The sequence below is a fragment of the Sphingomonas lacunae genome, assembly GCF_012979535.1.
Classification (GTDB): domain Bacteria; phylum Pseudomonadota; class Alphaproteobacteria; order Sphingomonadales; family Sphingomonadaceae; genus Sphingopyxis; species Sphingopyxis lacunae.
In genome coordinates this window covers 829,864-855,036 of record NZ_CP053015.1, presented here as the reverse complement: position 1 = coordinate 855,036, position 25,173 = coordinate 829,864, and the positions used below count along the sequence as shown (strand labels likewise).

Genomic DNA, 25,173 nt, shown 5'->3' with positions numbered 1-25,173 from the left:
CCGGATCAGGCTGCCTTGGCGACACGGGTCGGCACGTCGCGGACAGAGGCCAGGGCCGCCTGTTCGCCTTCGCTGCCACTCTCATGATATTCGGCATCTTCATTGACGCCCCAAATGTCATAGACGCGTTCGCCGGCGATGATGTTGCGCACCGTCAGCATGGCGGTCATCATCGCATGGTCCTGGTTGTTGTAGCGGTGCATGCCATTACGACCGACCATGTGCAGCGTCGGATAACGGGCTTCGAGTTCGTCACGCATCTTGGCGACATTGTCGGCATAGGAATCGTCATAGACCGGGTAGGCCTTTTCCTGACGGACCACGACACCGCCGACCACATCCTCGGCCTTGGTCAGGCCAAGAATGGCCAGCTCCTGAGTGGCGAGCCTGATGAGCTCCTCGTCGCTCGACGACCACAGCCCATCGCCTTCGAAGCAGAAATATTCAAGGCCGACGCAGGCGAGACTTGGGTCGGGCACCATCTCGGGCGACCAGCTGCGGAAATTCTGAACGCGGCCGACCTTCACCTTGCTGTCGTGGATATAGATCCAGTTGTCCGGGAACAGGTCTTCCGACCGGATCATCAGCGCGACCGTCAGGAAGTCGCGATATTTGAGGTCGCTTGCTTCAGGCAGCGTCACCGGCAGCGGGTGGATGCGCGCTGCCAGTTCGCGCATCGGCGCGGAGGAGATGACATGGGCGGCGTCGATCGTCACGGTCGAACCGTCGGCCTTGCTCGCGGTCAGTTTCCAGCGGCCGGTGCCCTGGTCTTGCGTCAACTGCTTGAAGGCATGGCCCATCAGCACATGGTTGCCGCCGGCGACGACCTTGTCGCGCGCCGCTTCCCACATCATGCCCGGCCCCTGCCGCGGATAGCGGAAGGTTTCGAGCAGCGTCTTGGTCTGCATCCCGTCATTGGGCGCCTTGTTGAGGCCGAGGCTGCGTTTGAGCCCGTCCATCACCGCCGCGCCAAGGCTCAACCCCTTGATGCGCTGTGCTGCCCAGTCGGCCGACATTTCGTCGCAGGGCATGCCCCATACCTTTTCGGTATAGGTCTTGAAAAAGATCGAATAGAGCTTGTGGCCGAACTGGTTGACCGTCCAGTCCTCGAAACTGCGGACCGATGTGTTGGGCAGCAGCTTGGCCTTGGCATAGCTCGCCATGCACAGCGTTGATCGGACGATGCCGAGGTTGAACAGCGCCTCGAACGCGCGCAGCGGATAGCTGTAGAATTTGCCTTCGTAATAGATGCGGCTCATCCGCGGCCGCTGGATGAAATCGTCGGGCAGAATTTCGTCCCACAGATCGACGACTTCCTTGGCCTTTGAAAAGAAGCGGTGGCCGCCGATGTCGAATCGGAACCCCTCATGCTCCACAGTGCGGCTGATACCGCCGACATAGGTCTCGTCCTTCTCGATGACGGTGACCTTGTAGCCTTCCTTGGTCAGGAGATAGGCGGCGGTCAGGCCGGCCGGCCCCGCGCCAATGATGGCGACGTCGGCGCTGGTCGGTTTGTGGGTCATCGGGATGGTCCTTCCTCAGCAAATTTGGTCTGCTTCCGGAATGAACGAAGGTTTCTAAATTTTGGTTAACAGCGCGGTAGGACTGTTTGCCAAAGTGCAAATTCAGGGCCGGTGGGCGACAAACCACATCTCTCGCCTTCCCGGGCAATCGAGCACCACCAGCAGGCGCCAGCCGCGATAGCCATCGGCCTCGCGCATCACGGGTGCCTCGCAGGAGGTGTCCCACCAGCTGAACTGCCGCCCCTCACCCATGAAATCAAACTGTACCGGGGTAACTTCGGATGGCCGGATGACATCCATCACCCTTTGCCGGTCACGGGGTGAGGGCTCCATCCGCATGTAGATCCAGCGGTCTGACACCATACCGAAATCGTCGGACAGCATCTGGTCTTCGCGCATGTCGGGCACAAAGCCCCAGACTTCCTCGAACAGGGCCGCGTCTCCCTTTTGCAGGAGCGCGGTAACTCCGGAGACAAGCATCAAGGCGAGCACCGGCAGCGCGGCACAGCCAAAGGGAAGGGTCGCCAGCCCGAGCCATTGCACGGGCCGCTTGGGTCGCCAGACAAAGGCGGCGATGGTTGCCACCACCGCCATGCCCAGAAAGATCAGGCCGATCAGCGGGATGAACAACAAAGTCCACATCAACCCGCTCCCATCACCTGCCTCAGTGGCGGAAGTGGCGCATCCCGGTGAAAACCATGGCAAGCCCAGCCTCGTCCGCCGCAGCGATCACCTCCTCGTCGCGCATCGAACCGCCCGGCTGGATGACCATCGTCGCCCCGGCCTCAACCGCCGCCAGCAAACCGTCGGCAAAGGGGAAGAAGGCATCCGACGACACCGCTGAACCGATCGTCCGCGCCTGCGCCCAGCCGAATGTCTCGGCGGCTTCCTTGGCCTTGGCGGCGGCGATCCGTGCGCTGTCGCGACGGTTCATCTGGCCGGCGCCGATCCCTGCCGTTACGCCATCCTTGGCATAGACGATGGCGTTGGATTTGACATGTTTGGCGATTGTCCAGGCGAACAGCGCGTCGTCCAGTTCCTGGGCGGTCGGCTGCCGCTTGGTGACGACCTTCAGGTCATCGCGGCCGATCCGGCCATTGTCGCGGGTTTGCACCAGCCAGCCGCCGGCAATCGTCTTCATCGTCAGGCCGCCACGCGCCGGGTCGGGCAGTTCGCCGGTGAGGAGCAGGCGCAGATTCTTCTTCTTCGCAAAGATCGCCCGCGCATCGGCATCGGCATCGGGCGCGACGACGACCTCGGTGAAAATGTCGGTGATCGCTTCCGCCGTCGGCCCGTCGATCAGGCCATTGACCGCGATGATGCCGCCGAAGGCCGAAACGCTGTCGCACTCGAACGCCGCCTTGTACGCCTCGGCAATCGTCGCGCCGGTCGCCACGCCGCACGGATTGGCATGCTTGACGATGACACAGGCGGGGCCGGCATCCCGGAATTCGGCGACCAGCTCCAATGCGGCATCGGCGTCGTTGAGGTTATTGTAGGAAAGCTCCTTGCCCTGCACCTGTTCGGCCTGACCGATGCCCTTGGCGTGCGGACCGTGCGGGACATAGAATGCCGCCTTCTGGTGCGGGTTCTCACCATAGCGCAGCTCGCTCGACAGCTGGCCGGTCATCGGCAGCGTGTCGGGGAACATCTTGCCCTGGTCGGCAAAACCGAACCAGCTGGCGATCATCCCGTCATAGGCGGCGGTATGGGCAAAGGCCTTGGCGGCCAGCATCTTGCGGAAGGCAAAGTCGGTCGATCCGTCACCGGCGATGATCGCGGCATAATCGGCCGGGTCGGTGACAATCGCGACATGGGCGTGGTTCTTGGCGGCGCTGCGCACCATCGCCGGGCCGCCGATGTCGATATTCTCGATGATGTCATCGCGTTCGGCGCCACGCGCCACGGTCGCGGCAAAGGGGTAGAGGTTGACGACGGCGAGATCGATGGCGCCTATGCCATGTTCTTCCATGGCTGCGACATGGCTCGCCTCGTCACGCACGGCGAGCAGGCCGCCATGCACCATCGGGTGGAGCGTCTTGACCCGTCCGTCCATCATCTCCGGAAAACCGGTAAGGTCGGAGACGTCCCGTACATCGAGTCCTGCATCACGCAACGCCTTGGCTGTGCCGCCGGTCGAGACCAGGTCGACACCCTTGGCCGCCAGAGCAGTGGCCAACTCGACAAGGCCGGTCTTGTCGGAAACGGAAAGCAGGGCGCGGTGGATGGTCACGCGGTCGGACACGGGGAAACTCCTTCAGATTGAACAGTGGTGCGTCGGAATCAACCGATGCAGCGCAACAACCAGCCGACGCTTGCCCCGCCTGCGGGGGTCGTGCCGGTCAGTTCGAGTTGATAGGTCGGGGTAGGGCGGCCATCGCCATCGACCCACAGGCTTTCCTCGATCCGCATGCTCGCTCCGGCGCAACGCAATTGCCACATGGCACCATTGGTGATGCGGAGCAGCGCGGCCTGACCGTCGGCGGTCATGCTCGGCTCGATATCGGGGCCGAGATGGAAACGGATGACAAATTCGAGCGCGTCGCCGCGGCGTTTTCGCCCCTGCGGCACCAGCATGTCCTCGCCGCGCAACTCCTTGCCGCTGTTGGCCAGAATCAACAGACGCCTGTGGGCGAAGCCGTGGCGTTTGACGTAGCCGTCATGACTGAGTTCCAGCCGGCTCGCCCCGCCGCCCTCGCCGCTGATTTCGCGCCGGTCTATCTCGACCTGCGTCACGCCCTTGCCAAGGGTGCCGTCGGGCAGGATGGCGGTCGAATTCTGGTCACCCAGGGTCAGCGTCGAATGCGCCGCTGTGGTCCTCAGGCCCCTTGCCAGCTCGGCCGGGATCAGCGCGCCGGCGAGCGCCGCGCCGCCGCAATTGACAATCAACCGGTGTGGCCCGTCGGAAAATTCGATGGCGAGGGTGGAGGCGCAGCCCGCGTCTGTGGCACGCGCCACTGGCGGCGGTGCCGCATCAACCTGCAACAGCGAACGACCGGCGGTCAGGCGCTGATAGCCCCAGTCGCGTGCTTGTCTCAGGGGACGCGCGCGTATGCCGCTGGCCTTGACGATCGCGTCGACCGCGTCCGGCCGCATGGCCCCGCTGCCTTGCCAACTGCCCAGACCACCATCGCCGTGGGTGAGCGCCGTCAGTGCGGGGACCGCGACCGCCAGTGTTTCGTGAATCCATGCGGGTGCGTCCAGGCGGCGCAAGGCATAGACCCGCACGAGCATCGAAAGGACGGCAATGGCGTCGGCTTGCATGGCCGGCGCGCGGCTGATCGTCCCTCCGTCGGCATAGAAACAGCCCAACAACGCCCGGCGCAGACCAGCCTCTCCAAAGCTGCGGCGTGGTTCACCGCCCGGCAGCGACAGGCCCGCCGCGACGATCCCGGCCCAAGCGACAAGCTGTGGCACGCCCGGGCGGACGCTGTCTGCAGTACGGTCGAGGTGACGCGCGGTTCGGGCAATGCCATTCAGCACCCGGCTGCGGTGGACATGGTCGTCGGTGCTCAGGAGGGCCGGCGCATAGGCCAACCAGAAGAGGATGCGCCACCCGGCATTGTCGGGTCGCCACGCGGGCTCGGCGATTGTCTCGTCATGGGCTTCAATCCACCGGCGCTGCAACGCTTCGGCGATGGGTGCGACATCGGTGCGCGTGCCCGCGCTGGCCAGATCGCGCAGCCAGGCAAAGCTGTGAATATAGTCGGCAAAGGCTGGCGGGACCGGCAGATTGGCAAAGTCGAGCCGTGCCGTCGGCAATTTCAGCCCGCGGTACAGGAAATGCCCCGCTCGCAGCGCCTTGCCCGCCATCGGGTCGCCGGGGATCGGGTCCTCGGGCACGCCGAGCAACTTGAGCGGAAAACGCCCGCGCAGGCGCAGGGCGTGCAGAGGGGTCCGCCAGGTCAGGCGATAGAAACGGGCGGCAATGCGGTCGGCGAGGCTGGCTCCTCGATCTTCGGACAGGCGGATGAGCCGCTTGCCTGTCTCGACCGAATCCCCGCTGTCGAACCGGTCGACATCATTGTGGACAGGCGTGGGGCCGCGATCAAGCTCCCCGGCGGGGAGTTCTGAGCCGCGAGCAGGCGGCGCAATGTCCGCCTCATGTCTCATGCGCCGCGCAGGGCCTTGATGTTGCCGGCATAATGCTCCGGCCCGCCGCGGAAGGTCGCGGACCCGGCAACCAGCACATCGGCACCGGCAGCAATGCACATCGGCGCGGTTGTCGCATCGACGCCTCCATCGACCTCAAGGTGCACGTCGAGCCCCCGCTTGTCGATCATGCTGCGGATCGCCTCGATCTTCTTCAGCTGGCTCGAGATGAAGCTCTGGCCGCCAAAGCCGGGGTTGACGCTCATCACCAATACCAGATCGACCTCTTCGATCAGATAGTCGAGCATCTTGGCCGGGGTTGCCGGATTGAGGACGACGCCGGCCTTTTTCCCCAGCGCCTTGATCGTCTGCACCGTGCGGTGGCTGTGCGGTCCGGCTTCCGGGTGGAAACTGATGATATCGGCGCCCGCTTCGGCAAAGGCCTCAAGATAGGCATCGACCGGAGAGATCATCAGATGCACGTCAAAGGTCTTGGTCGTGTGCGGGCGCAGCGCCTTCACCACCATCGGGCCGATGGTGATGTTGGGGACAAAATGACCGTCCATCACATCGACATGGATCCAGTCCGCCCCGGCCGCGTCAATTGCCCGCACTTCCTCACCCAGCCGGGCAAAATCGGCGGACAAAATGGATGGGGCGATCAGGGTGGGGCGTGGGACTGTCATGGTTAAGCAAGGGCCTTAGCGACGATGCGAATCGCGGGCAACATCCATCACCGACAATAAGTGGCAAAATCACATTATCTTGTGGATGGATGGGGCTGACACCACCACCGCTGGCTCTCGTCGGGTTACAGCGCCCTGACAAAACCCCGACCCGCCGGAGGGCAGGCCGGGGTGATTGATTGTCTGTGGCCGGTGATCAGTCGGTGGGGAAGCCCCGCTTTGCCAGCAGCGCCCGGACATCCGGGTCACGGCCACGGAAGACGCGATAGGCCTCGGCCCGGTCGGTCTCGTTGCCGGTCGAGAGCAGCACGGTGCGGAACCGGTCGGCGACCGTGCGGTCCCATGGCCCGCCGGCTTCCTCAAAGGCCGCCCAAGTGTCGGCGTCCATCGTTTCCGACCACAGATAGCTGTAATAGCCCGCCGAATAGGCGTCGGAGCTGAACAGGTGGCCGAACTGCGGCAGGCGGTGGCGCATGACGATCTCGCGCGGCATACCCAGCTCCGCCAGCGTCTCGCGCTCGAACGCGGCAATGTCGGTGACCGGCGTCGAACGATTGTGCAGCTTCATGTCGACAATCGCGCTCGCCAGATATTCAACCGTCGAAAAGCCCTGGTTGAACTTGTCGGAATTGCGGATCTTTTCGACCAGCGCTGCCGGCATCGGCTCACCCGTCTGCCAATGGGTGGCAAAGCGGTTGAGGATCTCCGGCGTCAGCAGCCAATTCTCGTTCACCTGGCTCGGATATTCGACAAAGTCGCGCGGCACCCCGGCGAGATCGGGATAGGTCACATCCTGCAACAGATAGTGGATGCCGTGGCCGAACTCGTGGAACAGCGTCGACGCGTCATCAAGGCTGATCAGCGTCGGCGCGCCATTGGCACCGGGGGTGAAGTTGTTGTTGTTCGAGGCGATGGTGGTCGACGCCGGCGCCAGCCGCTGCTGGTCGCGATAGGTCGTCATCCACGCGCCCGACCGCTTTCCTTCGCGGGCGAAATTGTCGAGGTAGAAGACACCGACATGCGCGCCCGTCCTGGCGTTGGTCACTTCGAATGTGCGCACCTGCGGATCGAACACAGAGATGGTGCCGGTCGTGTCGCGGAACCTCAGGTCATACAGCTGTTCCGCAGCCCAGAACATGCCGTTCACCAGATTGTCGAGCTTGAGGTAAGGCTTCACCTCGGCCTCGTTCAGGTCATAGCGGTCCTTGCGCACCTTTTCGGCATAATAGCGATAGTCCCACGGCTCGATCGTGATGCGCTCCGTCCGGTTGGCGGCGGCTTCCCGGTTGGCAATCGCCTGCATGTCGGCGACCTCCTCGCGCACCCGCGCGACGGCCGGGCGCCACACGCGCATCATCAGGTCCATTGCCCGATCGGGCGTGCGGGCCATCGTATCCTGCATGCGATAGTCTGCATGGTTTGCAAAACCGAGCAGCGCCGCCCGATCCTGACGCAGCTGGAGGATGCGGGCGATGGTCGCCTTGGTGTCATTGGCATTGCCATTGTCGCCACGGCTGGTGAAGGCGCGCCACACGCGCTCGCGCAGCGCCCGGTTCTCGGCGAACTGCAGCACAGGCTGGGCGGCCGAGCGGGTGTTCTTGATCGCCCATTGACCCGGGCGACCTTGGGCGGCGGCAGCAGCGGCAAGGCTCGCCTTGAACGCCGGTTCCAGCCCGGCCAGCTCCGCCTCGTTGGTGACAAAGATATAGGTTGCTTCATCGGCCAGCAGCTTGGCGCCAAATTCCGAGAACAGGCCGGCCAGTTCGGTGTTGATCGCAGTCAGTCGCGCCTTGCCGGCGGGGTCTAGATTGGCACCGTTGCGGACATAGCTCTCAAAGCTGCGCTCGACGATGCGCATCTGTTGCGCATTCAGCCCGGCAGCGACGCGACCGTCATAAACCGCCTTGTGCCGCTGGAACAATTTGTCGTCGAGGCTGATCTCGTCAAAGAAAGCCGACAGTCGTGGCTCCCATTCGGCCTCAATCTGCTGGACCCGCGGGTTCGACAGGTTCGACGTCATCACCCCCCAATAGGAATAGAGGCGGCGGATTTTCTGGCCGGAACGCATCATTGCGACATGGGTGTTTTCGAACGTCGCCGGAGCCGGATTGTCGCGGATGGCGGCCACCTCGCGGCGGTAATCGGCCATAGCTTCCTCGAACGCGGCCGGGAAGTGCTCGACGTCCAGCTTGTCCCACGCGGGCACGCCGCCATAGGGGCCGGCCCAGTCAGCGGTCAGCGGATTGCCACTGGCGGCAGGCGTGGTGGAGGTGTCTGTGCTGGCCATGGTTTCCGTGGAGGTGGTGGCAGGGGTGCAAGCCGACAGCAGGGCGGTGCCAGCCATCAGCAGGGCAATACGACGCGTCATAGGGGGGAGTTCCTCTCAAATCCTGTATTGGCAGGATAGGACAGTCTCTCGGGTGGTTGCAACGGAAATCAGATGGCCTCACCCTCCGAAGGCATTCTCGTCCATGCCTGGCGCTTCAACCCGGAACGCAAATACCCCGCCGGCTCCCGGTTGTGCCGCCAGCGCCGCCTCGTCCAGCCCCGTTGTCGCGCTGGTGACGAATGCGGTGCGGCCATCATCGCCGCCAAAGGCGATCATCGTCGGGCGCTGCACCGGCAACTCGACGATCCGCAAAACCTCACCCTTCGGTGACAGGCGCACCACCCGCCAGCCGTCGAACATCGCCACCCAGTAACAACCTTCGGCGTCGAAGCTGCCGCCATCGGGGCGGCCGAGGCCCGGGCCGACTCCGCGCTCGAACTGGTGGAGGATGCGCCGGTTGGAGAGGGCGCCGCTGGCCGGATCGACATCATAGGCGCGCACCGCATGGCTCGGCGTATCGCTGTGGCAAAAACGCCAGTTGATGTTCTCCGCCGCGTTCGCTTGCGAACGGGAAAGGCCAGTGAAATCCGCCGCGTTCGCTTGCGAACGGGAAAGGCCAGTGAAATCCGCCGCGTTCGCTTGCGAACGGGAAAGGCCAGCAAAGAACGCTGCCCCGTTGCAGGTGGTCATGCCGCTTTCGATGGCGGTGAGAGTGCCGTTGGCGTCCAGACGATAGAGCGTGGCATCCTCAACATCCTTGGCGCCATTAAGGCTGCCGACCCAGAAACGCCCGGCGGGGTCGGTGCGGCCATCATTCATCCGGTGGCGCGGCTTGCCCGCCAGCACCTGCGGGCCGAACGGCACGACTGGTGCGTCCCACCCATCGATCAGCGCACAGCCATCCTTCATGCCCAGCACCAGCCCGCCGTCCCTGCGAAAGGCGAAACAGGCCACCGGTGCGTCAAACTGCCGCTGTTCCACAGCCCCGCTGGCAGCGTCCCAGCGCAGCAAAAGCTTCCGGTCAATGTCCACCCAATAGAGGCGGCGTTCTTGGCGATGCCAGCGCGGCCCCTCGCCAAGCGAGCAGCGGGCGTCGATCAGCAGGGTCGGTGTCTCGGTCAGCTTGGCCAAATTGATCATGTTCGGGCCATAGCGCGAGTGGACTGGAATGTCCTCCCGACGCATACGAATATCGGCCTGGTCCAACTGCCACGACTCACTACTTGACGGAAACGTAAACGTAAGCTTTGGTCTGGGTTACAGGTGGGCTTTTGGCCCTGCCGACCGGATTCTGCCCCAGGAGAGAGAAGCCCATGTCGCTCGATAATATTTCCCGCTCTGCTTATTCCGAGGATCATGAAGCGTTCCGTCGCACGGTTCGCCAGTTCCTCGAAGCCGAAGTCGCCCCCAACGCCGCGAAATGGGCCGACGAAGGCATCGTCCCCAAGGATATCTGGCCCAAGGCGGGCGCGCTGGGCATGTTGTGCCCGACCGTGCCGGAGGAATATGGCGGTCTTGGCCTCGATTTTGGCTACAACGCCATCGTCGATGAAGAGAGCGCCTATTATGGCCGCGCCACGACGGGCTTCTCGCTGCAGTCGGACATCGTCACCAACTATATCGTCTCCTATGGCTCGGAAGAGCAGAAGAAGCACTGGCTGCCCAAGATGGTGGCGGGTGAGGTGATCACCGCTATCGCCATGACCGAACCGGGCACCGGCTCGGACCTTCAAGGGATGCGCACCACCGCCAAGAAGGATGGCAACCATTATGTCATCAACGGCAGCAAGACCTACATCACCAACGGCCAGAATGCCGACCTGATCCTCGTCTGCTGCAAGACCGACACCGAAGTGCAGCCGGCGTGGAAGGGCGTTTCGATCGTCCTCGTCGAAGCCGACCGCGAAGGTTTCCAGCGCGGCCGCAACCTCGACAAGATTGGTCAGGACGAAGCCGACACGTCGGAACTCTTCTTCAACGATGTCCGCGTGCCGATCACCAATTGCCTTGGTGAAGAGGGCAAGGGCTTCATCTATCTGATGAGCGAACTGCCGCAAGAACGCCTGTCGATCGCCGTCTCGGCGCAGGCTTCGGCCCAGCGCGCCTTTGACGACACGGTTGAATTCACCCGTGACCGCAAGGCGTTCGGCAAGCCGGTGCTCGATTTCCAGAACAGCCGCTTTGTTCTGGCTGACCTCAAGTCCAAGCTGCAGGTCGGCTGGGCCCACCTCGATTGGGCACTGACCCGCCTGCTCAAGAAGGAGCTGACCGCAGAAGAAGGCGCCGCGGCCAAGCTGTGGCACACTGAACTGCAGTGGGAAGTGATGGACAAGTGCCTGCAGCTGCATGGCGGCGCAGGGTACATGAACGAATATCCCATCGCCCGTGCCTGGCGCGCCGCGCGCGTCACCCGCATTTTCGGCGGCACCAATGAAATCATGAAGGAACTGATCGGCCGCAAGCTCTGAGGCTGATCGCAGAGAGGAATTCCCTATGCCTACCGCTTATATCGTTGATGCCGTCCGCACCGCCGGCGGCAAACGCAATGGCCGCCTTGCCGGTGTCCACCCGGTTGACCTCGCCGCCGCCACACTCGACGCCATTGTCGAGCGCACCGGCATCGACGGCAAGAAGGTCGAGGATGTGATCATGGGCTGCGTTGGCCAGGGTGGCCAGCAGGCCATGCAGGTCGGCCGCAATGCCGTGCTCGCCACCAAGCATCTGGGTGAAAGCGTCCCGGCCGTCACCATCGACCGCCAGTGCGGCTCTTCGCAGCAGGCGATCCAGTTCGCTGCCCAGGCCGTCATGTCGGGCACGCAGGACATGGTCATCGCCGCCGGTGTTGAAAGCATGACCCGCGTGCCGATGGGCTCGACCGCGATGTTCCACATGAAGGAAGGCCTCGGCAACTATAAGTCGCCGGGTCTGGAGGAACGCTATCCGGGCATCGCCTGGTCGCAGTTCATGGGCGCGGAAATGATCGTCAAGAAGCATGGCTTCACCAAGGATGATCTCGACCGCTTCGCGCTCAAGAGCCACATCAATGCCAAGGCGGCGATCGAAGCCGGCCTGTTCGACAATGAGATTGTCGGCATCGAAATCGAAACCCCCGAAGGCAAGCAGATCCACCGCATCGACGAAGGCGTGCGCATGGACGCGACGCTTGAAGGCATTGCCGGGGTCAAGCTCCTGTCCGAAGGCGGCGCACTGACCGCCGCGACCTCATCGCAGATCTGTGATGGTGCCTCGGCCGCGCTGATCGTCTCGGAACAGGCGCTCAAGGATCATGGCCTGACGCCGATCGCCCGCATCCACTCGCTGACCGTCACCGCCGGTGACCCGGTGATCATGCTCGAAGAGCCGCTGTTCGCCACCGACCGTGCGCTGCAGCGCGCCGGCATGAAGATTGGTGACATCGACCTGTATGAAGTCAACGAAGCCTTCGCTTCGGTGCCGATGGCCTGGCTCAAGCACACCGGCGCTGATCCGGAAAAGCTGAACGTCCATGGCGGCGCCATCGCGCTTGGTCACCCGCTTGGCGCCTCGGGCACCAAGCTGATGGCCACCCTGCTCAACGCGCTCAAGGCGCGTGGCGGCAAGTACGGCCTGCAGACGATGTGCGAAGGCGGCGGTGTCGCCAACGTCACCATCGTCGAACGCCTCTGATCCCCTTCCCTTTGGAGACCAACATATGATTCTCGATTCCTCTGTTGCCGCCGTTGTCACCGGTGGTGCCTCCGGCCTTGGTGCCGCAACCGCCCGCGCCCTTGCCGCCAAGGGTGTCAAGGTGGCCCTGTTCGACCTTCAGGAAGAAAAGGGCCTCGCCGTCGCTGCCGAAATCGGCGGCATCTTCTGCGAGTGCAATGTCACCGACGATGCCTCGGTCGACGCCGCTTTTGCCAAGGCCCGTGAAGCGCATGGCCAGGAACGTATCCTCGTCAACTGCGCCGGCACCGGCAACGCGATCAAGACCGCCAGCCGTTCCAAGGAAGACGGCAGCATCAAGCATTTCCCGCTCGATGCCTTCAACTGGATCATCCAGATCAACCTGGTCGGCACCTTCCGCTGCATCGCCAAGTCGGCGGCCGGCATGATGACGCTCGAACCGCAGGCCGATGGCGACCGTGGCGCTATCGTCAACACCGCTTCGGTTGCTGCCGAAGACGGCCAGATGGGCCAGGCGGCCTATTCGGCGTCCAAGGGCGGGGTTGTCGGTATGACCCTGCCGATCGCGCGTGACCTCGCCAGCGAGAATATCCGCGTCAACACCATCCTGCCCGGCATCTTTGACACCCCGCTGCTCGCCGGTGCCCCGCAGAATGTCCGTGACGCGCTGGGCGCCTCGGTGCTCAATCCAAAGCGCCTTGGCAATCCGGTGGAATATGCCAACCTCGCCATGTGCATGATCGAGAATGGCTATTTCAACGGCGAAGATGTCCGCCTCGACGGCGGCATCCGCATGACGCCGCGCTGATCGATCAGCCTCGAGACATAGGGGCGGCGGTGCGATCCTGCGCCGCCGCCCTTTGCCTTTCAAATAGGAGAGAAACCTTGACCCCCATCAGCTTCTTCAGCTTCGTCGGCATGTACGACAAGGCGCTCGACGCCACCGCCAACATCCTTGCAAAGGGTGCTGCCCATGCCGCCGCACAGGGCGTTTCGGACGCTGATTTCCTTGGCTGGAAGCTGGCCGATGACATGCTGCCGCTGTCGTTTCAGCTGTCGATGGTGATCAATTTCTCGAAAAGCTACACTGCCCGAGCCGCCGGTGTCGACGTGCCGGCTGCCCTGCCCGAAGACCTGGATGTCGCCGGTTTTCAGGCGGCGATCAGCGATGCCAAGGCCTTTCTCGCCACGCTGACCCCGGAGCAGTTTGCCGGTCGTGAAGATGTCCCCGCCACCATCAAGCTGGGTAACGTGATGGAACCGACCCTGCCGATCGGCCAGTGGGTGACGGGCTTTGCCACCACCAACATCCATTTCCATTTGTCGATTGCCTACGCCATCCTGCGGATGCGCGGTGTTGCCATTGGCAAGGCCGACCTCTTCCCCACGGGACTCTGACCGGCATGGCCAAGCCCGAAGCCTGGCGGCTCAACCCCGGCAGCTACCCCGTTCATCTCGACATCCAGACCCGTTTTCAGGACATGGACGTCAACGGCCACCTCAACAATGTGGCCTTTGCCGCCCTGTTCGAAAGCGCGCGGGTGATGCTCAACCGGGAGGTCCGGGTCTGGGCCGACCGCCCGGCGAACGAGCGCACGATGGTCGCGGCGGTGACGATCAACTATCTGGCGGAAGGGAATTTTCCCGATCCCGTCACGCTGGCGTCGGGCATCGGCCATATCGGCACGTCAAGCTGGACCATCCTTCAGGGCATGTTCCAGAATGGCCACTGCATCGCCACCTGCGACACGGTGGTTGTCGCCCGCACCGACAATCAGGCCAAGCCGCTGCGCAGCGAATTGCGCGAGGGGCTGGAAAAGATGATGGTTCACTCCGGCGGCTGAGCGCAGGCTCAGTCGCCCGACCCCTCGGTCATCAGCTTCCTGACATAGCCGATCAGCCCGGTCTGACGGCTGCGCTTCAGCCGTTCGGCGGCGAGGATAGTCTTCACATCCTCGTAACAGCGGTCAACATCGTCATTGACCAGCACATAGTCATAGCCGTCCCAGTGGCTGATTTCCGCCGCTGCCCGGCTCATCCGTCCCTGGATCACCTCTTCGCTGTCGGTCGCCCGCGCGCGCAAGCGACGCTCCAGTTCGGCCATCGACGGCGGGAAAATGAACACGCGGACGACATCGCCACCGGCGCGCTGGTACAGTTGCTGGGCGCCCTGCCAGTCAATGTCGAACAAGACATCGCGACCCGATGCCAGTGCTTCCTCGACCGCTGCGCGCGGCGTGCCGTAACGGTTGCCGAACACATGGGCCCATTCGAGGAACTCATGATTGGCAACCATCTCGCGGAACTGCTCAAGGGCAACGAAATGATAGTCCTTGCCGTCCACCTCGCCGGGTCGCGGCGCGCGGGTGGTGGCAGACACTGACATGGTCAGTTCCTTGTCACCATCGAGCAGGCGGCGCGAAATCGTCGATTTTCCCGCGCCGGACGGCGACGAGACGACGAACAGGATTCCCCTGCGCTTGAAATGATTGGGATGGTCGGGAGCGATCGATGCGGCCATGGCCGCTCTTGCAACGCTCTCGCTTTCGCGTCAATCAGTGTCGATGGGGATTGTGCGCCGTGAATGGCTGATCGTTGCGGGGGTGGCACTGGCTGCCGCCGCCATTTTGCTCGCCATGGGCCGCACGCCGATGTGCACATGTGGCACGATAAAATTATGGCACGGCGCCGTCCATTCCGCAGAAAACAGCCAGCAAATTAGTGACTGGTACAGTTTCAGCCATATCATCCACGGCTTCCTCTTCTTTGCGCTGCTCGGCTGGTTGCTGCCGCGCCTGTCGCTCGACCTGACGCTGGGCATCCGCCTCGCCATTGCCACGCTGATCGAGTCGGCCTGGGAAATTGCCGAAAACACGCCGATGGTGATTGACCGCTATCGCGAAGCGACGATGGCATTCGGCTACAGCGGTGATGCGGTGATCAATTCGCTGTCGGACATTGGCATGATGATCGCCGGCTTCCTGTTTGCCGCCCGCTTTGGCTGGAAAATCTGGGTGCCGCTGGCTATCGCGTTCGAGCTTTTCACCCTGTGGATGATCCGCGACAATCTGACGCTCAACGTCGTGATGCTGCTCTGGCCAATCGACGCTATCCGGGTTTGGCAGGGCGGCGCCTGACCAGTCTTGACCAGTCGGGCACCGTCCCTGCCAACCGATGACCGATTATCCCGCCGCCCACGCCGCTACGTTGCTTGCCAGCAGTTCAAGTGGCTGTGAGCCCTGCTTCAGCACAATGTCATGAAAGCCCCGGATGTCAAAGCGGGCGCCCATGGTTGCCTGCGCGGCCTGACGCGCCCGCACGATCTCGCTGTGGCCCAGCTTGTAACTGGTCGCCTGACCCGGCCAGACGATGTAGCGGTCAATCTCATTCTCGGCTGCCGACGGCGCCAATCCGCTCTTGTCGATCATATAGGCCAGCGCCCGCGCCTTGCTCCAGCCCAGCGCGTGCATGCCGGTGTCGACGACAACGCGCACCGCCCGGTACAGCGCAGCTTGCAGATAGCCGATCCGGCCGAGCGGGTTGCTGTCATAGACGCCCAGTTCGTCGGCAATCTGTTCGGCATAGAGGCCCCAGCCCTCGCCATAGGCGGCGATGCCCATGCTGCGGTGGAGCAAGGGCAGATCGGTGCCGAGCAGCACCGCGCCCTGGAACACATGGCCCGGAATGCCTTCATGATAGACAAAGGTCGGCAGCGAAAAGCGCGGCCAGACCGCCGTGTCGCGCAGGTTGATGTAAAAGGCGCCGGGGCGTGTCCCGTCGAGGCTGCCGCGTTGTGCATAGCCCCGCGGCGCACCCAGCTCGATGGCTGGCGGCACCCGGCGGATCTCCAGCCGCGCCACAGGCGGATTGTTGAACATGCGCGGCAACAGGCCGCGCATCGCGTCATTCACCTCGTTGCAATAGGCCAGCATGGCGGCGCGGCCTTCGTCGGTGTTGGGGAACAGCTGGTCGGGCCGCTGGCCCAGCGCGGTCAGCCGTTCACCGGTGCTGCCTTCATTCACCCCGGCTGCCGCCAGCAAGGGGGCAAGCCGCGCTTCATAGTCGGCCACTTCCTCAAGGCCGCGCTGGTGCGCCTCTTGCGGCGTCAGCGTGGTTGATGTGTGCTGCCTCAGGCAGGTGGCGTAAAACTCCATGCCGCCCGGCAGCCGGCTGACCCCGGCCTCGTCGGTTGCGCGCGGCATCAACTCTTCGAGCAGGGCGATCTGGCGGTCGAGCGCGGCGGCAATGGGCCCGTCAACCAGCGCTGCCGCGCGGGCACCCCAATCGCCGGCGATGCCGGCTGCCGCCGTGCGCCGGGCAAGGCTGGCGGCCATGCCGGAGCCTTCGCCGCTTTGGGCGCGCAGGGCACGGGTCTGGGTCAGCGTCTTGGTCAGGATGAATGACGGCGGGATCACGCCCATCGCGGCTTCAGCGCGGCTGCGATCCACCTCATTACCGATTTCCACTGCCATCTGGGCCATGCGCTGCAAGGCCGCCTCAGCATCAGCGGCGGAGGCAATGGGGTGGGTGCTGTCGAGGAAATCCGGGACGCCTTGATAGCTGCCGGTCAATTGGGTCAGCGTATAGGGAATGGGATAGCCGTCAAAGCCTCCATAGGGCGTGCGGACAATCTCTTCCGACCGGGCGACGAACCATTTGAGCACGTCGAGCTGATTGCGCTCGATCGCGGACATGCCGTCGGTGGAAAGGGCGTCAATGGCCGGCTTGGCATCGACCAGAGCCTTGGCCGAACCGAAGCGGTCGCTTGCTGCGGAGCTGCTCAACCGTCCGCGCAGGCGGGCCAGATTTCCGGTGTCGAGGCCCAGCGAGGTGGCGCCTTCCGGGTTGTTCTCAAGGCCTTGCCAGAACAATCGGTCATACAGCGCACGCGCTGCCGTGCCAGCCGGGGTCGCCGCCTCGCCGGTTGAGGCATAAGCCAGGGACGAAAAGCCGCCCATGCCGGCCAGAACCGTGCCGCCCAACAGGGCTGTCATGGTCTGACGGCGGTCAAAATGGATGGGTGAGGGGAAAGTCATGGCCATGGGCGTCTCTCTCTTTCAATTTTCTTGTTGCGTGTCGACAGGGCGAATGTCGGTGGCGGCATTGGCAAAGGCGGTAACCGGGCGGAACAGCGGTGGGTCAGGGGCCAGTCGGCGCGGACAGGGTGGTTTGGTCAGCGACGATCCTGCTCAAACGGGTGGGTTGTTCATTTTGCCCGGCCGATGGCCGTCTTGGCGGCTTCACGCGCCTTGGCAGTCACCTTGCGTACCGGCCCGGAAGCGATGTGGGCACCGCGCTTGGCTGTCTTGGCGCCTGTTTCGGCCAGCTGCATCTGCCGTTCGGCCCTTTGAGCCAGCTTGGTCGTGACGTAACCCGCCGCCAGCGCCGCGCCCAGACCAGCGATGCGGGCCGGCAACAGCTTCTTGGCAATGAACATTGATGCGGCACCGACAATGATGCCGGTCAGCGGGTCCTTGCTGGCCTTGCTGGCGATGGGGCCGCCCAGCGCGGCGCCGATGGTTTTGCCGATCATCGCTGACACTCCTTTGGGCTCCAGTCCCGTCATCACCCTTTGTCCTGCAATTGTGTTTCCCGGTTCCTAGCAAAAAGCTGTGGCATCGTCACCGCTGCTGACGCGGCACCTGGCGCCTCAGATCATTTTTGCCGGATCCACCAACTGGTCAAAACGGGTGGCGTCGACCAATCCGCTTTCCAGCGCCACTTCGCGCAAGGTGCGACCCTGTTCATGAGCGTGTTTGGCGATGGCGGCGGCGGCATCATAGCCAATGGCCGGGGCCAGAGCGGTCACCAGCATCAGCGACCGTTCGAGCAGTCCGGCAATGCGCCGCTCATCGGGCAAAAGTCCATCGATGCAATGGGTGACGAACCCGTTCATGCCCGTGGCGAGCAAGTTGATTGACCGGATCACGCCGGCACCGATCAGGGGCTTGAACACGTTGAGTTCCAGATGCCCCTGCATGCCGCCGACGGTGATGGCCTGATGGTTGCCGATTACCTGTGCCGCGACCATCGTTATCATCTCGCATTGCGTCGGGTTGACCTTGCCGGGCATGATCGAACTGCCCGGCTCATTGGCCGGAAGGATCAACTCCCCCAGTCCGGATCGGGGGCCGCTGCCCAGCAGGCGGATGTCATTGGCGATCTTGGTCAGTGCAACTGCCAATGTGTTGAGCCGTCCAGACAGGTCAACCAGCACATCATGGCTGGCCAGCGCTTCGAACTTGTTGGGCGCGCTGACAAAGGACAGGCCTGTGAGGGCTGACAGTTCGGCGGCGACATCCTCACCAAATTGGGCGGGGGCGTTGAGGCCGGTGCCAACCGCCGTGCCGCCCAGCGCGAGCCTTGTGATGGCATGCTCGACCATCGGTTCGGTGCGCACGCGACACTGGCGTATCTGGCTGTAATAGCCAGAAAATTCCTGACCTAGCGTCAGCGGGGTGGCATCCTGCAAATGTGTCCGCCCGATCTTGACGATGGCGCTCCACGCCTCGGCCTTGGCTAATAGTGCTGCCTCCAGCCTGCTCAGCGCGGGCATAAACTGCCGGTGCATCGCCAATGCTGTGGCGACATGCATCGCGGTGGGAAAGGCGTCGTTGGACGACTGACTCTGGTTGACATGGTCGTTGGGGTGTACAGGGACCTTGCCCCCGCGCTGCCCGGTCAGCAACTCATTGGCACGCCCGGCGATCACCTCATTGACATTCATGTTAGTTTGGGTGCCGCTACCGGTCTGCCATATGGATAGGGGAAATTGCCGCTCTAGTTTGCCCTCTACTATCTCGCCCGCTGCCATCTCGATCGCGTCGGCCAGCCGTGCATCAAGCCCGTGCCGCCGATTGACCCGAGCCGCTGCGAGCTTGACCATCGCCAACGCGCGAATGATCTCAACCGGCATGCATTCGCGGTCGCCAAACGGGAAATTGGTAATGCTGCGCTGGGTCTGCGCACCCCAATAGCTATCAGCAGGAACCTCGACCGGGCCAAGCGAATCGCTCTCGGTCCGGGTCGCCGCTCCGGTCATTTCTTGCGGCCGAAATCCACAGTGACGACATTCGATCCATCATCGGGGTCGCGAGTCAGCGGCGGGTCATTTTCCGCCTCTTCGTGGGGCGCCGGAGCTTGTTCGACATCGTCGACCTGAAATTGCAGCCCGAAATCGACCGACGGATCAACAAAAGCGGTGATAGCTGCAAAGGGGATATGCAGCATCGACCCGACCTGATTGAATGACAGGCCAACAGAAAAGCCGTCTGGCCGCACGGACAGGTCCCAGAAACGGTTTTCCAAGACAATGGTCATTTCATCAGGAAAACGGGCGATCAGGTGTGCCGGGATGTCGACACCGGGCGCCTGCGTCTTGAACGTGATGTAGAAATGATGGCCGCCCGGCAATTGTCCGCCTGCGGCTTCAATCTCACCAAGGACCCGCCCGACAACCGCCCTAAGCGCTTCCTGCACGATTTCGTCATAGGGGATCAGGCTATCTGGGGGCAGGGCGTCGGTCATGCCGCGTAGGTGGACCGGGCGGTGGTATGGGGTCAAGTGTCTATTGTCAGGCCGACAGCTTTTGCATCATTGCCTGCCCGGCGCGGGACGTCTAACAGGCGCGCCATGCGTACCGCCACAATAGCCCGGGACACGCGGGAAACCCGCATCCGCGTAACCGTCAATCTTGACGGAACGGGTGCCTATACAGTGTCGACGGGTATAGGCTTTCTTGATCATATGATCGAGCAGGTGAGCCGCCATTCGCTGATTGACCTCACTCTGGATGTGAAGGGCGACTTGCATGTCGACCAGCACCACACAGTCGAGGATTCGGCCATCGCCTTTGGCGAGGCCGTGTCAAAAGCGATGGGAGAGCGCCGTGGCATCGTCCGCTACGGTCATGCCTATGCGCCGATGGATGAAACCTTGAGCCGCTGTGCGCTCGACATTTCTGGCCGGCCGCATTTCGTTTGGAAGTCCGGATTCAGCCAGCCGCGCCTTGGTGAAATGGACACCGAATTGTTTAGCCACTGGTTCGGCAGCTTTGCTCAGGCGGCGGGAATCACCCTGCATCTCGAGACTCTCTATGGAGAGAACAACCATCATATAGCTGAGAGCCTGTTCAAGGCGCTAGCGCGCGCTCTGCGGTCTGCGATTGCTATCGATCCGCGGGTGGCCAATGCAGTGCCTTCGACCAAGGGCATTCTCGCTGGCGGTTCGCTGGCTGAGGGCGATAGCGAAAGCGATTGAAGTGGGCGAACGCATTGCGCTGATCGACTATGGTGCCGGTAACCTGCGGTCAGTGGCCAATGCGTTGCGGGCGGCAGGAGCCGCCGGAGTGATTGTGACTTCCAATCCGGCAATCGTTGCGGCGGCCGACCGGATTGTTCTGCCGGGCGTGGGTGCATTCGCACACTGTCGTGATGCGCTGGCACAAGTGGAAGGTCTGGTAGAGGCACTAAATCAGCGGGTCCGCCGGGATGGGGTGCCGTTTCTGGGTATTTGTGTGGGCATGCAGCTGCTCGCGGATGTTGGCGAAGAACATGGCCAACATCAAGGGCTTGGGTGGATTCCCGGCACGGTTCGGATGATGCGGCCGGCCGATCCGGAGGCCAAGGTACCGCATATGGGATGGAATGATGTGCGCCCTGTCAATCCGCATCCGTTGATCGTCCCGGGCGAAGCCTATTTCCTGCACAGTTTCCACATGGAGGCTGCCGATCCAGCCGACGTGATCGCCATCAGCGACCATGGTGGACCCATTGTTGCGGCGGTTGCGCGGAACAATGTCGCCGGAGTGCAATATCACCCCGAAAAGAGCCAAGCCTATGGCATAGCCACGATTGAAAGGTTCCTCGCATGGCGACCGTGATGCCCGCGCTCACCATATATCCGGCGATCGACCTGAAGGGTGGTCAGGTTGTCCGGCTGGCCGAAGGGGATATGGACCGGGCCACCGTCTATGGTAATGACCCGGCGGCACAGGCGCGGCTGTTCGCCGAAGCCGGCGCGACCCATTTGCACGTCGTCGACCTCGACGGTGCCTTTGCCGGCGGGAGCGTCAATGGCGCGGCGGTCGAAGGCATCATTGCGGCATTTCCGGGCAAGGTGCAGGTGGGCGGTGGCATACGCAATCGGGCGACGGTCGACCGCTGGCTGGACTTGGGTGTGGACAGGGTGATTATTGGCACGGCAGCACTCAAGGATCCCGAGTTTGTCAGGCGCGCGGCGCGTGACCTGCCCGGACACATCATTGTCGGCGTCGATGCGCGCGACGGCATGGTCGCCACCGAAGGCTGGGCTGATGTTTCGGACGTCAGCGTTGTTGACCTCGCCAAACGGTTCGAGGATGCCGGTGTTGCCGCGTTGCTGTTTACCGATGTGGGCAGGGACGGCTTGCTGAAAGGTTGCAATGTCGAAGCAACGGCAGAACTGGCCCGCGCCGTCTCGATCCCGGTCATTGCCTCGGGCGGGGTCGCGGATATTCACGATGTCCATGCGCTGCGGCCTCATGTCGCAGATGGTATCGAAGGGGTGATTACCGGTCGGGCGCTTTACGATGGACGCCTTGATCTCGCCGAGGCCATGCGGGTGGCACGCGCATGACCGTCCGGGTCCGCGTTATCCCCTGTCTCGATGTCGCCGATGGCCGGGTGGTCAAGGGCGTCAACTTTGTCGACCTTCGCGATGCGGGCGATCCGGTTGAGGCGGCGCGGGCTTATGATGCTGCCGGCGCCGATGAATTGTGCTTTCTCGACATAACCGCCAGTCATGAGGGGCGCGGCACCTTGCTCGACATCGTCGCCCGAACCGCGGACGTTTGCTTCATGCCGCTGACTGTCGGCGGCGGTGTGCGAACGGTTGAAGACGCCCGGGCGCTGCTCCTTGCCGGAGCGGACAAGGTGGCGATCAACAGTGCAGCTGTCGCGCATCCGGAGATTGTCGCCGACATTGCCGACCGCTTTGGCAGCCAATGCGCCGTCGCCAGCATTGATGCCCGCTCCGTAGGCCCGGGCCGATGGGAAATCTTCACCCATGGCGGACGCAAGGCAACCGGCATTGATGCGCTGGAACACGCAATGAAGCTCGCCCAACTGGGAGCGGGCGAATTGCTCGTCACCTCGATGGACCGTGATGGGACGCGCGATGGTTATGATCTGTCGCTGATCCGCCGCATTGCGGATGCCGTCACCGTGCCGGTGATCGCCTCTGGCGGCGTGGGTGACCTTGGCCATCTGGTCGAAGGCGTGACACAGGGCCATGCCAGCGCCGTTCTGGCGGCGTCGATTTTCCATTTCGGCCAGCACAGTATCGCCGATGCGCACAGGGCGCTGGCGGCGGCCGGTCTGCCGGTTCGGACCCCGGTTGACAGTGCGCCGGTCGCGGTCTGAGAGTGGCCCTATGACTGATCGTTTCGCTCCACTCGAACAGGTGATTGCCGATCGCCTTGCCGCCGCTGATGCCGGCTCCAGCTATGTTGCCAAACTGGCTGCCAAGGGTTTGCCCAAGGTCGCGCAAAAAGTGGGTGAGGAAGCCGTGGAAACGGTCATTGCCGCACTGCAGGAGGCCGATGACAAGCTGGTAGGCGAAGCTGCCGATTTGTTGTTCCATCTGACCTTGCTGTTGAGACTGCGGGGCCTGTCTCTCGATGATGTCAGCGCCGAACTGGCCCGCCGGGAAGGCACCTCAGGGCTTGAGGAAAAGGCCGCGCGGCCCGCCGAGTGACAGGAAGGGGATTGAACCATGCCGATTGATGCCACCCAGCCCTATGATCCCGGCAATATCTTTGCCAAGATTCTGCGTGGGGAAATTCCCTGCCGCGAAGTCTATCGCGATGATTGGGCGCTGGCCTTTCATGACATCAACCCGCAGGCGCCGCTGCACATATTGGTGATCCCGACCGGTCCCTATGTCAGCTGGGCTGATTTTTCTGCCAATGCCAGTGCCGAGGAAATAGCCGGGTTCGTTCGTGCGGTTGGCGATGTCGCGCGCCAACAAGGGTTGGTTGAACCAGGTTACCGCCTGCTGGCGAACATTGGCCAGCACGGCCATCAGGAAGTGCCACATTTGCATGTGCACATATTTGGCGGTCGTCAGTTGGGCGCCATGCTGCCGCGATAGGCCATGGGTGTGCGTGTTACCGTGCTGTTCGTTACACCATCGTTAATTAGGCGCAGTTGGTTCGCATTATAATGTTGCGCTCCTCTGCTGCGGCGCTAGGTTCAGCCGCTTCATAGCAGGCGCACGCCCGTCTGGGGGGAGACGCCGGCCAGGGAGGTTTTTGATGATTTTCGGTCGTGTCAAACCGCTCGACGCCATTTTGGCGACTGCGGAAAAGAAGTCTCTCACACGCACATTGGGTGCGACCCAACTGACCATGCTGGGTATCGGCGCGATTATTGGCACGGGCATTTTCGTGCTGACCGCCGCTGCGGCCGACAAGGCCGGCCCCGCCATGATGATCAGCTTTGTCATTGCGGCGGTGGTCTGCGGCCTTGCCGCTCTTTGCTACTCCGAACTTGCGTCGATGGTCCCGGTTTCGGGTTCCGCCTATACCTATAGCTACGCGACATTCGGCGAGATTACCGCCTGGATCGTCGGCTGGGCGTTGGTGCTGGAATATGCCATCGCCGCCTCGGCCGTTTCGGTGGGCTGGTCCGGCTATATGGTCGCGCTGGTCGAGGAGATATTCAGGATAGATATCCCCAACACCTTTGTGAAAGGACCGTTCGACGCGGTCGCTCCTGGGGAAACGCCGGGCCTCATCAACATTCCCGCAATGCTCATCGGTCTGGTCTGCATGGCCCTTTTGATTGTCGGGACCAAGGAAAGCGCCCGCTTCAATGCGGTGCTGGTGGCGATCAAGGTCAGTGCGCTGGTCCTGTTCATGGCACTGGCGCTGCCGGCCATCGATGCCGCCAATTTCGAGCCGTTCAGCCCCAATGGATTCTTTGCCAAGGAAGTCATGGACCCGATCACCAATAATATGGTGACAGTCGGCGTCGCGGCGGCGGCTGCATCGATCTTCTTTGCCTATGTCGGTTTTGACGCTGTCTCGACGGCGGCAGAAGAGACAATCAATCCGCAGCGCAACATTCCCATCGGACTGATCGGTTCGCTTGCCATTTGCACCATCATCTATCTGCTGGTTGCCGCTGGCGCGATCGGTTCGTTGGGCGCGCAGCCCGGGGGACCGTTGTCGCAATCTGATGATGCGCTGGCCTTTGTGCTGCGTGAAATCGGTCATGGTTGGGCTGGCGATCTGGTCGCCATTGCTGCGGGTATTGCCCTGCCGTCAGTCATCCTGATGATGATGTTTGGCCAGACGCGCATCTTTTTCGTGATGGCTCGCGATGGCCTGCTTCCCGACATATTCTCGAAATTGCACCCCAAATATGGCACGCCGCATGTGGTGACAATGTGCACCGGTATCTTTGTCGCGCTCTTTGCGGCGCTGTTTCCGGTCGCCAGCCTTGCTGACATCTCCAATTCGGGGACTTTGTTCGCCTTCTTCACAGTGGCTGTCGGCGTCATGATCCTGCGCCGCACCGCGCCGGATCGTCATCGTCCGTTCCGTACTCCGCTGTACTGGCTGATCTGCCCGCTGGCGGCGGTTGGATGCGTGTTCCTGTTCTTCCAACTTTCCGGCTATACTGAACTGATGTTCCTCGGCTGGGCGGTGATTGGTCTGGTTGTCTATTTCCTGTACAGCCGCAAGCGCAGCCATGTCGGCCTTGGCCTGACAGATGCCAGCGATGATGAGGGGACGGGGCGGACCTTCCCCGGAGCATCCTGATCCAGGTGGCGCGATGAGGTGAATGAATAGGGCGAGGCAGGGATGCCTCGCCCTATTCATTTGGGGTTGGGA

General features: G+C 62.8%; 25 protein-coding genes. 13 read left to right on the top strand and 12 right to left on the bottom strand.

Translation table 11 applies throughout. The features are described from left to right. Positions 1-5: 5 nt before the first annotated feature. From GV829_RS03940 to GV829_RS03910, 7 genes are all read right to left on the bottom strand, one after another. Complete coding sequence (locus GV829_RS03940; protein ID WP_169944019.1) at positions 6-1,523, bottom strand: NAD(P)/FAD-dependent oxidoreductase; 1,518 nt, start codon at positions 1,521-1,523, stop codon at positions 6-8. A 102-nt stretch (positions 1,524-1,625) separates the two neighbouring features. Continuing rightward, entirely contained in the window at positions 1,626-2,165 is a 540-nt protein-coding gene (locus tag GV829_RS03935) for a hypothetical protein (RefSeq protein ID WP_169944017.1), read from the bottom strand. A gap of 22 nt (positions 2,166-2,187) precedes the next feature. Beyond that, complete coding sequence (gene purH / locus GV829_RS03930) at positions 2,188-3,768, bottom strand: bifunctional phosphoribosylaminoimidazolecarboxamide formyltransferase/IMP cyclohydrolase (RefSeq protein WP_169944015.1); 1,581 nt, start codon at positions 3,766-3,768, stop codon at positions 2,188-2,190. 38 nt (positions 3,769-3,806) lie between these two features. After that, the gene (locus tag GV829_RS03925; RefSeq protein WP_169944013.1) at positions 3,807-5,636 is read right to left on the bottom strand and encodes a heparinase II/III family protein; all 1,830 of its coding nucleotides are present in this window, start codon (positions 5,634-5,636) and stop codon (positions 3,807-3,809) included. Beyond that, positions 5,633-6,301, bottom strand: a complete 669-nt coding sequence (gene rpe, locus GV829_RS03920) for a ribulose-phosphate 3-epimerase (RefSeq protein ID WP_169944011.1) — start codon at positions 6,299-6,301, stop codon at positions 5,633-5,635. Before rpe ends, GV829_RS03925 begins: the two co-directional genes overlap by 4 nt. Positions 6,302-6,497: 196 nt before the next feature. Next, entirely contained in the window at positions 6,498-8,669 is a 2,172-nt protein-coding gene (locus GV829_RS03915) for a M3 family metallopeptidase (RefSeq protein WP_169944009.1), read from the bottom strand. Positions 8,670-8,747: 78 nt separating this feature from the next. Then, on the bottom strand, positions 8,748-9,770 hold the full coding sequence (locus tag GV829_RS03910; protein ID WP_169944007.1) for an SMP-30/gluconolactonase/LRE family protein: 1,023 nt from the start codon (positions 9,768-9,770) through the stop codon (positions 8,748-8,750). Between the two features lie 173 nt (positions 9,771-9,943). Between GV829_RS03910 and GV829_RS03905 the strand changes: the two genes are divergently transcribed. The 5 genes from GV829_RS03905 (at position 9,944) to GV829_RS03885 (ending at position 14,140) form a co-directional block, all read left to right on the top strand. Then, the gene (locus GV829_RS03905; protein ID WP_169944005.1) at positions 9,944-11,098 is read left to right on the top strand and encodes an acyl-CoA dehydrogenase family protein; all 1,155 of its coding nucleotides are present in this window, start codon (positions 9,944-9,946) and stop codon (positions 11,096-11,098) included. Positions 11,099-11,123: 25 nt separating this feature from the next. After that, positions 11,124-12,296 carry an acetyl-CoA C-acetyltransferase gene (locus GV829_RS03900; protein WP_169944003.1) on the top strand — a complete coding sequence of 391 codons (1,173 nt, stop codon included), beginning with the start codon at positions 11,124-11,126 and terminating at the stop codon, positions 12,294-12,296. 25 nt (positions 12,297-12,321) lie between these two features. Continuing rightward, positions 12,322-13,104 (top strand): SDR family NAD(P)-dependent oxidoreductase, encoded by a 783-nt coding sequence (locus GV829_RS03895; RefSeq protein WP_169944001.1) that lies wholly within the window; start codon positions 12,322-12,324, stop codon positions 13,102-13,104. 77 nt (positions 13,105-13,181) lie between these two features. Beyond that, positions 13,182-13,694 carry a DUF1993 family protein gene (locus GV829_RS03890; RefSeq protein ID WP_169943999.1) on the top strand — a complete coding sequence of 171 codons (513 nt, stop codon included), beginning with the start codon at positions 13,182-13,184 and terminating at the stop codon, positions 13,692-13,694. A 5-nt stretch (positions 13,695-13,699) separates the two neighbouring features. Beyond that, positions 13,700-14,140 (top strand): acyl-CoA thioesterase, encoded by a 441-nt coding sequence (locus GV829_RS03885; protein ID WP_169943997.1) that lies wholly within the window; start codon positions 13,700-13,702, stop codon positions 14,138-14,140. An 8-nt stretch (positions 14,141-14,148) separates the two neighbouring features. Here GV829_RS03885 and gmk read toward each other — a convergent pair whose 3' ends face one another. Further along, complete coding sequence (gene gmk / locus GV829_RS03880; RefSeq protein ID WP_169943995.1) at positions 14,149-14,817, bottom strand: guanylate kinase; 669 nt, start codon at positions 14,815-14,817, stop codon at positions 14,149-14,151. Between gmk and GV829_RS03875 the strand changes: the two genes are divergently transcribed. After that, complete coding sequence (locus GV829_RS03875; RefSeq protein ID WP_425505439.1) at positions 14,816-15,433, top strand: DUF2585 domain-containing protein; 618 nt, start codon at positions 14,816-14,818, stop codon at positions 15,431-15,433. The two genes, gmk and GV829_RS03875, sit on opposite strands and share 2 nt — an antisense overlap. A 45-nt stretch (positions 15,434-15,478) precedes the next feature. Here GV829_RS03875 and GV829_RS03870 read toward each other — a convergent pair whose 3' ends face one another. The 4 genes from GV829_RS03870 to GV829_RS03855 all read right to left on the bottom strand — a co-directional run bounded on the left by GV829_RS03870 (position 15,479) and on the right by GV829_RS03855 (position 19,823). After that, the gene (locus GV829_RS03870; RefSeq protein WP_169943993.1) at positions 15,479-17,338 is read right to left on the bottom strand and encodes a DUF885 domain-containing protein; all 1,860 of its coding nucleotides are present in this window, start codon (positions 17,336-17,338) and stop codon (positions 15,479-15,481) included. 164 nt (positions 17,339-17,502) lie between these two features. Next, positions 17,503-17,829: a hypothetical protein gene (locus GV829_RS03865; RefSeq protein WP_169943991.1), complete on the bottom strand. Its 327-nt coding sequence runs from the start codon at positions 17,827-17,829 to the stop codon at positions 17,503-17,505. A 117-nt stretch (positions 17,830-17,946) separates the two neighbouring features. Continuing rightward, complete coding sequence (gene fumC / locus GV829_RS03860) at positions 17,947-19,338, bottom strand: class II fumarate hydratase (protein WP_169943988.1); 1,392 nt, start codon at positions 19,336-19,338, stop codon at positions 17,947-17,949. Beyond that, positions 19,335-19,823, bottom strand: coding sequence for an SspB family protein (locus tag GV829_RS03855; RefSeq protein WP_169943986.1), 489 nt, complete (start codon positions 19,821-19,823; stop codon positions 19,335-19,337). The genes fumC and GV829_RS03855 overlap by 4 nt, the downstream gene beginning before the upstream one ends. A 105-nt stretch (positions 19,824-19,928) precedes the next feature. Here GV829_RS03855 and hisB point away from each other — a divergent pair, with 105 nt between their 5' ends. From hisB to GV829_RS03820, 7 genes are all read left to right on the top strand, one after another. After that, the gene (gene hisB / locus GV829_RS03850; RefSeq protein WP_169943984.1) at positions 19,929-20,555 is read left to right on the top strand and encodes an imidazoleglycerol-phosphate dehydratase HisB; all 627 of its coding nucleotides are present in this window, start codon (positions 19,929-19,931) and stop codon (positions 20,553-20,555) included. A gap of 1 nt (position 20,556) precedes the next feature. Continuing rightward, on the top strand, positions 20,557-21,177 hold the full coding sequence (hisH, locus tag GV829_RS03845; RefSeq protein WP_246203017.1) for an imidazole glycerol phosphate synthase subunit HisH: 621 nt from the start codon (positions 20,557-20,559) through the stop codon (positions 21,175-21,177). After that, the gene (gene hisA, locus GV829_RS03840) at positions 21,177-21,911 is read left to right on the top strand and encodes a 1-(5-phosphoribosyl)-5-[(5-phosphoribosylamino)methylideneamino]imidazole-4-carboxamide isomerase (protein WP_169947929.1); all 735 of its coding nucleotides are present in this window, start codon (positions 21,177-21,179) and stop codon (positions 21,909-21,911) included. The genes hisH and hisA overlap by 1 nt, the downstream gene beginning before the upstream one ends. Continuing rightward, positions 21,908-22,696: an imidazole glycerol phosphate synthase subunit HisF gene (gene hisF, locus GV829_RS03835; RefSeq protein WP_169943980.1), complete on the top strand. Its 789-nt coding sequence runs from the start codon at positions 21,908-21,910 to the stop codon at positions 22,694-22,696. Before hisA ends, hisF begins: the two co-directional genes overlap by 4 nt. A gap of 10 nt (positions 22,697-22,706) precedes the next feature. Further along, a complete protein-coding gene (locus tag GV829_RS03830; protein WP_169943968.1) occupies positions 22,707-23,030 on the top strand; it encodes a phosphoribosyl-ATP diphosphatase in 324 nt (107 codons plus the stop codon). A gap of 18 nt (positions 23,031-23,048) precedes the next feature. Next, the gene (locus GV829_RS03825) at positions 23,049-23,426 is read left to right on the top strand and encodes a histidine triad nucleotide-binding protein (protein ID WP_169943965.1); all 378 of its coding nucleotides are present in this window, start codon (positions 23,049-23,051) and stop codon (positions 23,424-23,426) included. 163 nt (positions 23,427-23,589) lie between these two features. Next, complete coding sequence (locus GV829_RS03820) at positions 23,590-25,101, top strand: amino acid permease (protein WP_169943963.1); 1,512 nt, start codon at positions 23,590-23,592, stop codon at positions 25,099-25,101. Positions 25,102-25,173 lie beyond the last annotated feature (72 nt).

What these genes read in the sequence shown, in the direction of transcription:
- GV829_RS03940 (WP_169944019.1), bottom strand. Translation starts at nt 1,523, where the DNA reads ATGACCCACAAACCGACCAGCGCCGACGTCGCCATCATTGGCGCGGGG.
- GV829_RS03935 (WP_169944017.1), bottom strand. Translation starts at nt 2,165, where the DNA reads ATGTGGACTTTGTTGTTCATCCCGCTGATCGGCCTGATCTTTCTGGGC.
- GV829_RS03925 (WP_169944013.1), bottom strand. Translation starts at nt 5,636, where the DNA reads ATGAGACATGAGGCGGACATTGCGCCGCCTGCTCGCGGCTCAGAACTC.
- rpe (WP_169944011.1), bottom strand. Translation starts at nt 6,301, where the DNA reads ATGACAGTCCCACGCCCCACCCTGATCGCCCCATCCATTTTGTCCGCC.
- GV829_RS03915 (WP_169944009.1), bottom strand. Translation starts at nt 8,669, where the DNA reads ATGACGCGTCGTATTGCCCTGCTGATGGCTGGCACCGCCCTGCTGTCG.
- GV829_RS03910 (WP_169944007.1), bottom strand. Translation starts at nt 9,770, where the DNA reads ATGATCAATTTGGCCAAGCTGACCGAGACACCGACCCTGCTGATCGAC.
- GV829_RS03905 (WP_169944005.1), top strand. Translation starts at nt 9,944, where the DNA reads ATGTCGCTCGATAATATTTCCCGCTCTGCTTATTCCGAGGATCATGAA.
- GV829_RS03900 (WP_169944003.1), top strand. Translation starts at nt 11,124, where the DNA reads ATGCCTACCGCTTATATCGTTGATGCCGTCCGCACCGCCGGCGGCAAA.
- GV829_RS03895 (WP_169944001.1), top strand. Translation starts at nt 12,322, where the DNA reads ATGATTCTCGATTCCTCTGTTGCCGCCGTTGTCACCGGTGGTGCCTCC.
- GV829_RS03885 (WP_169943997.1), top strand. Translation starts at nt 13,700, where the DNA reads ATGGCCAAGCCCGAAGCCTGGCGGCTCAACCCCGGCAGCTACCCCGTT.
- GV829_RS03875 (WP_425505439.1), top strand. Translation starts at nt 14,816, where the DNA reads ATGGCCGCTCTTGCAACGCTCTCGCTTTCGCGTCAATCAGTGTCGATG.
- gmk (WP_169943995.1), bottom strand. Translation starts at nt 14,817, where the DNA reads ATGGCCGCATCGATCGCTCCCGACCATCCCAATCATTTCAAGCGCAGG.
- GV829_RS03870 (WP_169943993.1), bottom strand. Translation starts at nt 17,338, where the DNA reads ATGGCCATGACTTTCCCCTCACCCATCCATTTTGACCGCCGTCAGACC.
- GV829_RS03865 (WP_169943991.1), bottom strand. Translation starts at nt 17,829, where the DNA reads ATGATCGGCAAAACCATCGGCGCCGCGCTGGGCGGCCCCATCGCCAGC.
- fumC (WP_169943988.1), bottom strand. Translation starts at nt 19,338, where the DNA reads ATGACCGGAGCGGCGACCCGGACCGAGAGCGATTCGCTTGGCCCGGTC.
- GV829_RS03855 (WP_169943986.1), bottom strand. Translation starts at nt 19,823, where the DNA reads ATGACCGACGCCCTGCCCCCAGATAGCCTGATCCCCTATGACGAAATC.
- hisB (WP_169943984.1), top strand. Translation starts at nt 19,929, where the DNA reads ATGCGTACCGCCACAATAGCCCGGGACACGCGGGAAACCCGCATCCGC.
- hisA (WP_169947929.1), top strand. Translation starts at nt 21,177, where the DNA reads ATGCCCGCGCTCACCATATATCCGGCGATCGACCTGAAGGGTGGTCAG.
- hisF (WP_169943980.1), top strand. Translation starts at nt 21,908, where the DNA reads ATGACCGTCCGGGTCCGCGTTATCCCCTGTCTCGATGTCGCCGATGGC.
- GV829_RS03830 (WP_169943968.1), top strand. Translation starts at nt 22,707, where the DNA reads ATGACTGATCGTTTCGCTCCACTCGAACAGGTGATTGCCGATCGCCTT.
- GV829_RS03825 (WP_169943965.1), top strand. Translation starts at nt 23,049, where the DNA reads ATGCCGATTGATGCCACCCAGCCCTATGATCCCGGCAATATCTTTGCC.
- GV829_RS03820 (WP_169943963.1), top strand. Translation starts at nt 23,590, where the DNA reads ATGATTTTCGGTCGTGTCAAACCGCTCGACGCCATTTTGGCGACTGCG.